Genomic DNA, 11,219 nt, shown 5'->3' on the forward strand with positions numbered 1-11,219 from the left:
GCCCGCACCGGTCGGGGCTACTCTCACGTCCATCGGTGCGTGACCAGCTGGAGGCCGGCTGCGTTGCCCGGGCATGGATCCCGACGATCACCTTGATCTCGACGAGATCGACTTCGCTCCGTCGAGCACATGACCGAGGGCCTGGCCTTGCTCTCCCGTGAAGAGGCGCACGATCTGCTGCGCCTGCTGGTGATGGTTGCCCAGGCCGGCGGGCAGAGACGGACCGGCTGGCGCGGGAGATCGCCGCTCGCATCCCCTCGGAGAACTGACCGCATTGCCTGGATGGACCTAGACATGGGGGCCGCACCCGGGGTTCGAGTGCGGCCCTGACGCGTTCCGATGCTTCAACCTTTCCCCAACCACTTTCAGGAAGGAATAAAGACGTTGCGATGTACGGGGGTACCCACAGGGTGAAGGCGAAGACGGCTGCCCGCGGGACTTTCCCGCCGGGCGGTCAGCCCCGGATCCATGAGATGTAGCGACCCTCCTTGGCCGGGGACGTGCGACCGCATTGTTCCCAGGCTTGCCGTTGCGGGATGGCGACGATCTTGTGTAGGCACTCCCGGCGAGCGGCAGATCCTTCCACCACCACCGCGCGTTCGAATGTTCGTTCGATGTAATGGGTTGCTGGAGGTGGGTTGTATGTCCTGGGATGCGAGGGAGCACGAGGTGTCGACGGTGATGTATGTGCGCTGCCCCGACCGGCTGCCGGAAGAGACCTACCGGCAGGTCCTCGAGCAACTCGCGGACCTCTCTCCACTCGTTCAGGCCCTGCCATCCTCCGCGGCGCTGGTCGAGCTGAAGGGCGCTCTGCGCTACCACGACACCGACGCCAGGAGACTGGGGGAGGTACTGCGGGTTCGCACGATCTCCCGCCTCGGCGTCGACGTACGCGTCGGCATCGGTCCCTCGATCACCGCAGCGGCCACTGCCTCCGGCCAGATCGCCTCGTCCGGAGGTGTCCTCTCCGTCACCGCCGCCTGGGCCTGGGAGAGGGCGACGACGCCCAGCGTGCGGTGGAGGCGGGTGTCGAAGTGATGGATGACCCGCCGGGCGACGAACTGCGCCTCCATGCGGTTGTCGCGTCGGCCGCCGCGGTCGTACACGCCCTGTGCGGGGAAGAACTCGACGCCGATGTCGTTGCCGTGGTCCAGTGCTCCCGGAAAGGTCACCATGGAGTTGCCGTAGAAGGACCTGTTGCTGAACGTGATCAGGTCCTCGTGACGGCTGCGGTAGTGCCAGAGCAGGGAAAGCTCACGCAGGGCGCCCGCCTTGCAGGCGTGCAGCAGCGACTCGAAGGTGTCGAGGACGTCCTCGTCGTACTGCTCGGAGTCGTCCTCGACGGCCGAGTCAAAGAAGGACGTGGGCGGCAGCTGCTTCTCGTCGCCGGCCACGATCAGAGAATCTGCCCGGTATACGCAGTTGATGGCGTCGGCTGGGCGGACCTGTGACGCCTCGTCGAAGATCACTACGTCGAAGTGGTAATCCCCGGGGAGGAACTGGCTCACCGTCAGCGGACTCATCATGAAGCACGGCTTGATCAGCCGGACGACTTCGCGCGTTCGACCGAGCATTTCCCGCACCGGCATGTGGCGCCGCTTCAGCTCTGCCTGCTTTTTTCGGCTCTCCTGCTACCCACCCTGACCTGCAGCAAGGCGCCGTGCACCATGGGACGAAAGCCACCGACAGATGTCCGATCAGAACGCGGCCACCGCACTGACCGCTGCCGCGGTGGTCGCCGTGGTTTTGATCGCTCGGGCAGCAGTACTGCATCACGGCAGAAGAGCCCGCGGCGCGGTCGACGGCCGGCCGCGCCACCGTACCCACCCCCACGCAGGAACAGGTCCGCCGTTCATCGCTGCTCCGGCCGACGACGCCGCTCATCCGGCCGTCCGCGAGGCCGAAAAGCATGTCCACCGCTGCTGGCAGCAACTGCACGCACCCCCCGACCCGACCGAGTGACGTGTTCGTGCCCCGCCGGTCGGATGCCACAGGATCGAAAGCGCGGGCGCCCGATCCCTGCCCGCGGCGCCAGTGCTCGTCGCCACAGGCGATGACCGGGGTCAGCAGTGCGCCGAGGGCCACCGACGGGCAGCGTCGGCAGGCGACGACAAAGGGGGAGAACGGACGCTGGTCACCCGTCCACAGCAAAACAGGTGCACGCAGGCCATCGGGGGGGCAGGTGTGGTAACAGCACTTTCCCACCGACGGTTCCGCGAGGCGGACGCATCTTCCGGAAAGCGGCACGGCACGAGTGGTGCGGCTTTTTGTCGGGAGCGGGTGGCCGGGAGATCAAAGCCGGGGACCGGCCCGGCAGTGGCGAAGGGGATGGCGTGGATCAGCAACGGGATGCTGCCGGGCGGGCGATGCTCGCCGGGCTGCTGGACGCCAGCCACCTGATGCCCGTGGAGGCGTTGCCAGAGCAGGCCGAGGAGCATGCTCGGGCGGCGGGTTTCAGCGAGGTGCTCATCTATGTGGCGGATCTCCAGCTCACCGGCCTGCACCTGCTGACCGGACCGGACGCGACACCCACGCAGGACGAGCGGCACCTCCGTATCGAGGGCACAGTGCCGGGGCGGGCCTACCAGTACGGCGATCTGACGCCCGCGGGGCTGGCCGATGAGGACGGGGCGCGATGGTGGGTGCCGGTAGTCGACGGTACTGAGCGGATCGGGCTGCTGCGGCTGCGCTCGGCTCACGACGACGAGCGGGCCCGGGAGGACGTCGACCGGCTCGCCGCCCTTCTGGGCTTGATCATCGTGGCCAAGCGGGAGTCCAGCGACACCCTGGCCCGCCTGATGCGCACCGGGCCACTGAACATCGCCGCCGAGATGCAGTGGAACCTGATGCCGCCGCGTGCCTACGCCGACGCCCGGATCGTGATCGCTGCCTCCATGGAACCCGCCTACACGATGTGCGGCGACGCCTACGAGTACGCCCTCGACGGGCCGCTGGTGCACCTGATGATCCTGGACGCGATGGGCCACGACACCGCCGCCGGCCTGTCCGCCGCCCTGTCCCTCGGAGCCGGTCGCAACGCCCGCCGCCAGGGCGCCGACCTGATCGGCAAGGGCGAAGCCATCGAGGCCGCCTTGATCGACCAGTACGGCACCAGCCGCTACGTCACCGGCATCCTGGCCACCCTCGACACCCGCACCGGCATGCTCAGCTGGGTCAACCGCGGCCACCACCCGCCGATCATCATCCGCGACAACCGCTGGACCAGCCACCTGAAGTGCCCGCCGGCGCATCCCATGGGCACCGGACTGGGGCTGAAGAGCACCGTATGCCGCGAACAGCTCCAGCCCGGCGACCGGATCGTGCTGTTCACCGACGGCATCACCGAAGCCCGCCGCCCCGGCGAGCCTGAATTCGGCCGGGACCGCTTCACCGAGTTCCTCATCCGCCACCACGCCGACGGCCTCCCCCTGCCCGAAACTTTGCGCCGCCTGGTCCACGCCGTCCTCGACTACCACCGCGGACAACTCCAGGGTGACGCCACCGTGCTGATGTGCGAATGGCTGGGCCCCTCCCTCACCGACACCGGCCCCGCACAAGCCCTGACCTCACTGCCGGCATCAGAAGGACCCGCCGCCCACACCACCCCGCACCGGAGCAGCCGCCCATGAACCCTGCCCTGCGCATAGACCCGGCCGACACCCGCGGGCAGACGGCCGCTCTCACCGTCACCGTGGAACTCGACCTGCACACCGCCGACGTCCTCTCCCACACCGTTGCCCAGGTCCTCGACCAGCAGCCCACCGTGCTCCTGGAGCTGACCGGCGTCACCTTCAGCGACTCCTGGCGTCGTCGGGGTGAGGCCCGACGACGCCAGCCCCTGGATGTAACCCGTCGGGCAGTCGATCCATCCACCCGGCCCTCGCTCCCTGACCGGCGCGGGGGCCGCGCCCGTATGACGGACCCGGGGGAGCGGCGGGCGGTGTCCGCACTGGGGCGGGGTTGCGGGGGTTAGTGCCGGGCGTCGCAGGGTCGGTGCGATCACCCAACCCCAACCTTCTTGGGAGGACTCATGTCCGCTACCGCTCCGGCCGCCGTGCTGGCCACCCGGCCCGCCGCGCCGGCTGTTGATAGGCGAGTGGTGTCTGTGCCGCCTTCGGTGCCGCTCGGCTTCCGTGACGGTGACTGCTGCGACCATCCCGACGGCCGTTCGTGGCGACGGGTGGCTGGGGCGTGGCAGCCCCTGACCGGCCGCGGCTGGCTCGGTGACCCCGAGGTGCGGCTGATGCTGGGGCGGGCCGTCGTCGACGAGCTGGTTGGCCACCGGTTTGTGCCGGGCATGCCCGGCGACCGGCTGCTTGGCGGGCGGTTGCGCAGTGCAGAGGATCTGGACTGGCTGAACCTGCGGCTCGCGCAGTGGGCCGCGCAGTACGTCTACTCCCACACTGAACACCGGCTCGTGACGATGCGGGACCTGGTCGCCGCACACGACGAGACGGCCGCGCACGCCCGCCTGTACCGGGGCCGGGTCACGCTACGGAAGACGCGTCGTGTGCTGCGCGCGATCCTGCCGACCACGCAGATGCACGCGTGTCCTACGAGCTGGAGACGGGCCGCCTGTACGCCCGCTGCACCCGCCGCCACACCGACGTGCAGACGAGCGGGTCCTCGAGCGTGAGTTGCCTGCACGTGTTCGTGCTGTCCGCATTCCCGGCGGAGGTGTAGGCGTGTCCAACCGGAGCGAGCGCGGCATGTTTGGGGACGCCCTGATGCTGGAGTTCGGCGTGTACGCGCAGGCACTGACCGACGCCGGCCACGACTGGACCACCACGTGGCAGTGCGCCGACTGGCCGGTGGGTTCGCTGCTGTGGTGGCTGCCAGGCCGCCTCGAACTCGCACGCAAGTTCGCGGGCATGGCCGGCGTGTACCCGTCCGATGCCGAACTCACCGACGAACACAAGGTCAGGCTTGCTCACGCAGAGCGGAATCCCGACGGCCCGCCGAGCCTGACTCATCGGTGACCCGACACGCCCGAGCAGTTGTCCCCGCGCGATGATCTCGCGTGGGGGCAGTCGCCCGCCGCAAGGGCGCTGCCGAGTTAACGCCTATGTTCAGCCCGCGCGATCGGTGGTTGCGCGCCTTGCGTCCGGCTCGGTCACGGTCTCAGCGGTCGGGCGCCCGTGCCACTGAGAACGGGCCGCGGATGTTGCCTGTATCCACCCTGTGCTTGCGAGCGCGCGCCCGGCCGTCCTGCCTTCTCCTACACGAAAGGTGGCCCGGCATGGGCTGGCTCTTCTACCACCGTGCACCAGGCGCCGAGAACAACGGCGAGCACTTCGCGAAGAAACTCGGCGACCAGTACGAGATGCTCGCGCACGGCACCGTCGATGTAGGTTCCGGAGAAGCGTGAGCAATTCCAGGTGACCATGAGCAGCGTCTGAGCAGTTCCCAGCGATCATGAGCACTGGCTACGGGCAGTAGTTGCTGTTTATCGGGCTGTTGTGATCTTTCGCAGCAGTTGCGCATCAGTGCTCCGTACCAGCGTGCTCGCCGAAATACGGATCACAGACGGGAGGCTGAAACGCGAACGGTTTCGTTGCGTGATGCACGCCTGGTCTGGATCATGAGGGGTGTGGAGGACTGGTCCGACTGCTTCGACCCCGACGAGTTGCGCATCCGTCTCGACATGGCGCTGGAGGAGAACGCAGAGCTGCGCGAGGAAATCGCCCGGCTGAAAGCCGACAACGCGCGGCTGCACAGCCTTCTGGGCCTTGATGTCCAGGCCACTCCCGTCACCATCCCGTCCGTTCCCGAGCCGGTCGCGGTCCCGCCGCCCACAGGGGCCGGCGGCCTACCGTATGCGGATGCCTCCTCCAGCGCCGAGGCGAAGATCGCCCTCTTCAGGGCCCTGTTCGCGGGACGTGAGGACGTCTACGCAAAGCGGTGGGTCAGCGCCAAGTCCGGCCGGACCGGCTGGAGTCCGGCCGAGGACAACCCGTTCGACAAGACCAAGGCCGAAGAAGATCGGGTCTTCTGGCCGCTGACCGACGAGACCATCTACCACCACCTCGACCCGACCTGGCAGGGGCGCAGCGAGCTGCACATCGGCCTGTATCCGCTGCTGGCCGACGACACCTGCCGTCTCCTGGCGTGCGACTTCGACGGCAAGGACGGCAGCGACTGGCGCGCCGACGCCACCGCCTACATCGCAGCCTGCCAGGAGGCGGGCGTCCCCGCCCTGCTCGAAATCTCCCGCTCCGGAAAGGGGGCGCACGCCTGGACGTTCTTCACCGACCCGGTCGCCGCAGCCACCGCCCGCGCACTGGGCATGGCGCTGCTGCGCCGGGCGATCGATACCCGCGGGCGTATGGAACTGTCCAGCTACGACCGTCTCTTCCCCGCGCAGGACTTCCTGCCGACCAAGGCCAGGGGCAGCTTCCGGTTCGGCAACCTGATCGCGCTGCCGCTGCACGGTGCCTCCCGGGCCAAAGGCACCACCGTCTTCGTGGACCCCGACACCTGGCAGCCGTATCCGGACCAGTTCGCCCACCTCTCGCACACCGAGCGGCTGTCTCTGGCCGACGTCGAGTCGCTCGTCGACAAGCTCGGCCCGGTCAAGGCCGGGCCTTCCCCGACCGCCCCGGAGCTGGGGCCCAAGCCCCGCCGCAAGGCCCTCGGCAAGGCGCCCGCGCGCGTTCAGGCCCGGATCTCGGCGATGCTGGCGATCTCCACGGCCGGGCTGCCGCCGCAACTGCTGGCCGCGCTCAAGCACGCGGCCTCGTTCCACAACCCGGAGTTCTACCGTAAGCAGAACCAGCGCTTCTCCACCTTCAACACCCCCCGCCTCGTCTGCTGCTTCGACGCCTCCGACCCTGACTGGCTCAAGCTGCCCCGCGGCCTGGCAGACGAGGCCGCCCAGCTCATCGCCACCGCCGGCGGCACCCTCACCATCGCCAGCGACCTGCCCGAACCCCCGCCGATCACCGCCCACTTCACCGGAGAGCTGACCGCCACCCAGCAGGCCGCCGTGGAGGCGATGACCCAGCACCCGGCGGGCACCCTGGTCGCGCCGCCCGGCTCAGGCAAGACCGTCATGGCCTGCGCCCTGATCGCCCACCACCGCACCCCGACCGCAGTGATCGTGAACCGGGCCGAGCTGCTGACACAGTGGCAGGAACGCCTGGCCGGCTTCCTGGACCTCGGCGACGGGCAGGTCGGCTCGCTCGGCGGGGGCAAGGACCGCCGCGGCCACATCGTCGACCTGATCATGCTGCAGACGCTGTCCCACCGCGACGCCCCCGACGACCTGCTCGACGGCTACGGGCTGGTCATCGTGGACGAGTGCCACGCCGTCGGCGCGCCCGGCGCCGAAGCCGCGATCCGCAGAGCGAAGGCGCCGCGATGGGTCGGCCTGTCGGCGACCCCGTACCGCGCGGACCAGATGGACCCAGTGATCACCATGCAGTGCGGGCCGATCCGCCACGAGATCGAAGACGCCAGCACCTTTGCCAAGCACCTCGTCGTGCACCCCACGAGCTTCACGACCGATGAGCCGGGCACCGACGGCGCGTCCATCCAAGCCATCTACAACGAACTCGCCAACACCACGAGCCGCAATCAGCTGATCGCGGCGGACATCGCCGACGCCGCCCGGCGCGGCCGGTGCAGCCTGGCCCTGACCAACCGCGTCGAACACCTCCACCAGCTCGCCGAAGCCCTCCAACCGCACGGCGTCACCCCGCTGGTCCTGCACGGCGGCACGCCGCCGGCCGAACGCGCCCGGGTCCGTTCTGTCCTGTCCGAGGAGCACAATGAGCCGCTGGTGCTCCTGGCGATCGACAAGCTCGCCGGCGAGGGCTTCGACGCACCGCGTCTCGACACCCTCTTCCTGACCAGCCCCATCTCGTTCAAGGGACGCGTCATCCAGCAGGTCGGCCGCATCATGCGCAACACCGAGACCAGGAAATCCCACGTCGAGGCCCACGACTACCTCGACGCCGACGTCCCCCTCCTGGAGCGCATGCACCACAAACGCCGCCGCATTCTCGGACGCCGCGGCTTCACCGCAAGCACGCCCGAGAACCTGCCACCCACGCTGCCCCGCGCACCCGTTCCCGATGCCCAGCAGCCCCGGCCCGTGACTCCGGCGGTGAGCGTGGCCGAGGTACGGGCCTGGGCACGCGAACGCGGCATGGACGTACCGCCGCGCGGCAGGCTCCGCGCAGAGATCTGGGAAGCCTGGCACGCCACCCACCCGGCCACGAACGGGCAGGACACCCACCTCACTACATAGCCGACAAACCCCGGTCAGCGAAACCGGCGATCACCAAGACGATGGACACCTCACTCGCTGTCACCAACTCGACCGAGGAGGAGCCACCGACTGCTCACCATCTACCAACACCCTCGCTGCTCACCGCGCCCGGATTCCCGCGTTTCCGCAGGACCCCCTGCCAACGAAGTCGTGGACCCTACAGTCGATCTAGGATCCGCGACTTCATTGGCAACAAAGTCGGTTCGTTAGCAGTGGATTAGCAAATCCGCGATCATCTAGCACTGACTACGTTCAGTAACGGTCTCTATCGGGCGGCCGGACGCGACTCGGCGTCCGCGACATCCGATACCCGCTCTTGCAGATCGAGCGCATCCTCGGCTTCACGATCATCGAACGCAGCCGACTGCTCACCGCGACCGATCCCGGCCAGAGGCTCCTCGCCCGTATCGAGCACCTTGCGTGTGGACTTCGATCTCTGCCCCCGAGGGGAAGGAAGCTGTCAGTGGACGACGGCGGCAGGATTGAGCAGGTCGAGGCGCACGTGGAAGGGCCTGGCCCCCGTCCAGGCCGTCGGCGCCCTGATCTGATTGACCTCCGGCTGGCCCTGGCCGTGTCGCGGTGCGCCGTGGACAGCGGGTCGACGGTGGGCGGGATCAGGGAGGCGTGAGGGTGTCGAGCCGGGCGGCGAGGTCGGGGTGGGCGGCGGCCAGGTGGGGGCGGGCGGCGGTCAGGGGGGCGATGAGGTCGGCGGGATCGTCGTGGGCGAGGGCCTCATGGAGCTCGCTGAGCGGGCGCCGTGCTGCGGCGGGCAGATCAGTGAGGGCGGTGATCTGGCCGGCGATGCGGCGCAGGTCGGCCGCGTTGCGGCGGGCCCAGGTGGCGGAGCTGCGCTCGGCGGCCCGAGCCTGGCGGGTGGCCGTCACGCGCTGTTCGCCGGTGGTCCCGGCGGGGCCGGGACGGCCGCGCAGGTAGCGGCGCTCGGCGGCCTGGCGGCTGGCGACGCCCAGGGGGTGGGCGAGGTCGGCCCAGCTGGCACCCGCGTGGCGGGCGGTTTCGATCAGGCCGGTCTCCCATCCGGCGAGCTGCTCGCGCACCTGCCGCAGCAGCAGAAGAGAGGCCAGGGCCTGCTCCGCGCCGACGTCGTGCGTCTTGGCAGTGCCGGGGGCCTCGTGCCGGGCGGCATGCAGGGCGTCGTCTATGGCGTGAAGGGCTGCCGCGGCGGCGAGGAACGACGGGGGGCTTGTGGCGTCGGTGCTGGGCGGGGCGGGCTGGTCGGCCGGGGTCATGGCACCTCCCATCAGGGCGGTCGTCCTTTGGACGACTACCATGTTTGTCATCCACTGGATGACATGGTACAACGGTGTCAGTGAGGCGCATTGGCAGCAACTGCCCGAACGTGCTGGAGGTGTTTTCACGATGTTGATGCGCACTGACCCCTTCCGTGAGCTGGACCGGCTGGCGCAGCAGTTGATGGGCCCGGGCACCTGGTCCCGCCCGTCGGCGATGCCGATGGACGCCTACCGTGAGGGCGACGAGTACGTGGTGGCCTTCGACATCCCCGGCGTCAGCGCGGACGCGATCGACATCGACGTCGAACGGAACATGCTGACCGTCAAGGCCGAGCGCCGGCCGGTGGCGAAGGCCGACGACGTGCAGATGGAGCTGTCCGAGCGGCCGCTGGGCGTCTTCTCCCGCCAGATCGTGCTCGCCGACACCCTCGACACCGAGCACATCCAGGCCGACTACGACGCAGGCGTGCTCACCCTGCGCATCCCGATCACCGAGCGCGCCAAGCCCCGCAAGGTCTCCATCGGCGTCGGATCCGGCCGCAAGGAGATCTCCGGCTGACACCAGCCGGAGGGGTGCGGAGGACGGGCACCCGATCTCCCCCTCATCCCGCCCTCCGCACCCCGTGGGCAGCCCGAAGAAGAAGGGGAGGCGGCCGAGATGACCCTGCGACACGAAGCGTTCCTCGACCGTGTGAAGGAACGCGGCGAGTACGACACTCCTGAGGAAGCCGAGCGCGCGGCCCGCGTGGTGCTCGCCCTGCTCGGCGCGCACCTGGTCGGCGACGTCCGCGCCCGGCTCGCGGCACGCCTGCCGGAGGACTTCGCCCTGCTCCTGCTCAACCCGCTGCAGAGCGCCGAACCGCTGCCCCCGGAGCGGTTCGTCCGCGCGACCGCAGCCTGGATCGAGGGCGCCACCGAGCAGACCGCGACCTGGGACGTCAGCGCCGTCCTGTCCACGGTCGCCGACACCGCCGGCGACGACCTGCTGGGGCAGATCCTGCTCCAGCTCCCCGCCGGCTACGACCTCCTCTTCGGCCGCCCCCAGCCACCTGACAATATTTCGGTGGCGCACACCGGCACCACCCCACCCTGGCTCCCATGAAAGGGCATGCACCGCAGTGATCACCGACGTGCGCGTACCGCTCGAGCACCAACAGCCACACGGGACGGCGTATGAGCAGATGCTGGAGAAGGTCCGCTACGAAGGCGCCTACCCTACCCGCGAGAAGGCCCAGGAGGCCGTCCGCCTGGTCCTGGCGGGGCTGGGCCGCCAGCTGACCGGCGACGAGCGCGTCGATCTGGCCGCCCGGCTGCCCCTGGAGGCAGCACGCGTCCTGACCGCGCAGATCCCCGACCCCCAGCCGCTGACCGGCTGGGCCTTCGTCAAAGACCTCGCCGCCCGCACCGGCGCCTCCCTCGCCACCACCCGCTGGGACACCGGATCCGTCTTCTCCGCCGTCGCGGCCTACGCTGGCCCCGACCTCATCACCCGCATCCTGCACCAGCTCCCCTCCGGCTACGCGCTGCTGTTCGGCCGCGCCGAACTCACCCCGCCGCGCAGCAGGGGCACCGTAAGTAACGGCCGCACAACCATGGAATGCCTGACCTGACTCTATGAGGGCCGGGCCCCCTTCCCTGCACAGCCCGGTGGATTCTGGTTCCGGGTCCCATACGTGCTCGGAAAGGAGGCCCTCAAT

At 69.3% G+C, this 11,219-nt stretch carries 12 protein-coding genes and 1 pseudogene; 12 read left to right on the forward strand and 1 reads right to left on the reverse strand.

The window, feature by feature from the left end:
* Nucleotides 1–642 precede the first annotated feature (642 nt).
* From ACWDA7_RS45075 to ACWDA7_RS45115, 9 genes and pseudogenes are all read left to right on the forward strand, one after another.
* Nucleotides 643–975, forward strand: a pseudogene (locus ACWDA7_RS45075) (hypothetical protein); the annotation flags it as partial.
* A 62-nt stretch (nucleotides 976–1,037) separates the two neighbouring features.
* Nucleotides 1,038–1,451 (forward strand): hypothetical protein, encoded by a 414-nt coding sequence (locus tag ACWDA7_RS45080; protein ID WP_450612989.1) that lies wholly within the window; start codon nucleotides 1,038–1,040, stop codon nucleotides 1,449–1,451.
* Between the two features lie 238 nt (nucleotides 1,452–1,689).
* Nucleotides 1,690–1,962, forward strand: coding sequence for a hypothetical protein (locus ACWDA7_RS45085; protein WP_450612991.1), 273 nt, complete (start codon nucleotides 1,690–1,692; stop codon nucleotides 1,960–1,962).
* A gap of 404 nt (nucleotides 1,963–2,366) precedes the next feature.
* Complete coding sequence (locus ACWDA7_RS45090) at nucleotides 2,367–3,629, forward strand: PP2C family protein-serine/threonine phosphatase (protein WP_450613007.1); 1,263 nt, start codon at nucleotides 2,367–2,369, stop codon at nucleotides 3,627–3,629.
* A complete protein-coding gene (locus tag ACWDA7_RS45095; protein WP_450612992.1) occupies nucleotides 3,626–3,973 on the forward strand; it encodes a hypothetical protein in 348 nt (115 codons plus the stop codon). The genes ACWDA7_RS45090 and ACWDA7_RS45095 overlap by 4 nt, the downstream gene beginning before the upstream one ends.
* 57 nt (nucleotides 3,974–4,030) lie before the next feature.
* Nucleotides 4,031–4,636, forward strand: a complete 606-nt coding sequence (locus tag ACWDA7_RS45100) for a hypothetical protein (RefSeq protein ID WP_450612994.1) — start codon at nucleotides 4,031–4,033, stop codon at nucleotides 4,634–4,636.
* A gap of 49 nt (nucleotides 4,637–4,685) precedes the next feature.
* Nucleotides 4,686–4,979 carry a hypothetical protein gene (locus ACWDA7_RS45105; RefSeq protein ID WP_450612996.1) on the forward strand — a complete coding sequence of 98 codons (294 nt, stop codon included), beginning with the start codon at nucleotides 4,686–4,688 and terminating at the stop codon, nucleotides 4,977–4,979.
* A 260-nt stretch (nucleotides 4,980–5,239) separates the two neighbouring features.
* Nucleotides 5,240–5,368 (forward strand): hypothetical protein, encoded by a 129-nt coding sequence (locus ACWDA7_RS45110; RefSeq protein WP_450612998.1) that lies wholly within the window; start codon nucleotides 5,240–5,242, stop codon nucleotides 5,366–5,368.
* 222 nt (nucleotides 5,369–5,590) lie between these two features.
* Entirely contained in the window at nucleotides 5,591–8,251 is a 2,661-nt protein-coding gene (locus tag ACWDA7_RS45115; RefSeq protein ID WP_450613000.1) for a TOTE conflict system archaeo-eukaryotic primase domain-containing protein, read from the forward strand.
* A gap of 635 nt (nucleotides 8,252–8,886) precedes the next feature.
* Here ACWDA7_RS45115 and ACWDA7_RS45120 read toward each other — a convergent pair.
* Nucleotides 8,887–9,519 (reverse strand): type III effector protein, encoded by a 633-nt coding sequence (locus ACWDA7_RS45120; protein ID WP_450613009.1) that lies wholly within the window; start codon nucleotides 9,517–9,519, stop codon nucleotides 8,887–8,889.
* Between the two features lie 130 nt (nucleotides 9,520–9,649).
* On the opposite strand from ACWDA7_RS45120, the gene ACWDA7_RS45125 reads away from it, so the two are divergent.
* The 3 genes from ACWDA7_RS45125 to ACWDA7_RS45135 all read left to right on the forward strand — a co-directional run bounded on the left by ACWDA7_RS45125 (nucleotide 9,650) and on the right by ACWDA7_RS45135 (nucleotide 11,132).
* On the forward strand, nucleotides 9,650–10,081 hold the full coding sequence (locus tag ACWDA7_RS45125) for an Hsp20/alpha crystallin family protein (RefSeq protein ID WP_450613001.1): 432 nt from the start codon (nucleotides 9,650–9,652) through the stop codon (nucleotides 10,079–10,081).
* A gap of 99 nt (nucleotides 10,082–10,180) precedes the next feature.
* Nucleotides 10,181–10,624, forward strand: coding sequence for a DUF2267 domain-containing protein (locus tag ACWDA7_RS45130; protein ID WP_450613003.1), 444 nt, complete (start codon nucleotides 10,181–10,183; stop codon nucleotides 10,622–10,624).
* 16 nt (nucleotides 10,625–10,640) lie between these two features.
* A complete protein-coding gene (locus ACWDA7_RS45135; RefSeq protein WP_450613005.1) occupies nucleotides 10,641–11,132 on the forward strand; it encodes a DUF2267 domain-containing protein in 492 nt (163 codons plus the stop codon).
* Nucleotides 11,133–11,219 lie beyond the last annotated feature (87 nt).

This window comes from Streptomyces sp. NPDC001156 (assembly GCF_053598275.1).

What these genes read in the sequence shown, in the direction of transcription:
- ACWDA7_RS45080 (WP_450612989.1), top strand. Translation starts at nt 1,038, where the DNA reads ATGGATGACCCGCCGGGCGACGAACTGCGCCTCCATGCGGTTGTCGCG.
- ACWDA7_RS45085 (WP_450612991.1), top strand. Translation starts at nt 1,690, where the DNA reads ATGTCCGATCAGAACGCGGCCACCGCACTGACCGCTGCCGCGGTGGTC.
- ACWDA7_RS45120 (WP_450613009.1), bottom strand. Translation starts at nt 9,519, where the DNA reads ATGACCCCGGCCGACCAGCCCGCCCCGCCCAGCACCGACGCCACAAGC.
- ACWDA7_RS45125 (WP_450613001.1), top strand. Translation starts at nt 9,650, where the DNA reads ATGTTGATGCGCACTGACCCCTTCCGTGAGCTGGACCGGCTGGCGCAG.
- ACWDA7_RS45095 (WP_450612992.1), top strand. Translation starts at nt 3,626, where the DNA reads ATGAACCCTGCCCTGCGCATAGACCCGGCCGACACCCGCGGGCAGACG.
- ACWDA7_RS45130 (WP_450613003.1), top strand. Translation starts at nt 10,181, where the DNA reads ATGACCCTGCGACACGAAGCGTTCCTCGACCGTGTGAAGGAACGCGGC.
- ACWDA7_RS45110 (WP_450612998.1), top strand. Translation starts at nt 5,240, where the DNA reads ATGGGCTGGCTCTTCTACCACCGTGCACCAGGCGCCGAGAACAACGGC.
- ACWDA7_RS45100 (WP_450612994.1), top strand. Translation starts at nt 4,031, where the DNA reads ATGTCCGCTACCGCTCCGGCCGCCGTGCTGGCCACCCGGCCCGCCGCG.
- ACWDA7_RS45090 (WP_450613007.1), top strand. Translation starts at nt 2,367, where the DNA reads ATGCTCGCCGGGCTGCTGGACGCCAGCCACCTGATGCCCGTGGAGGCG.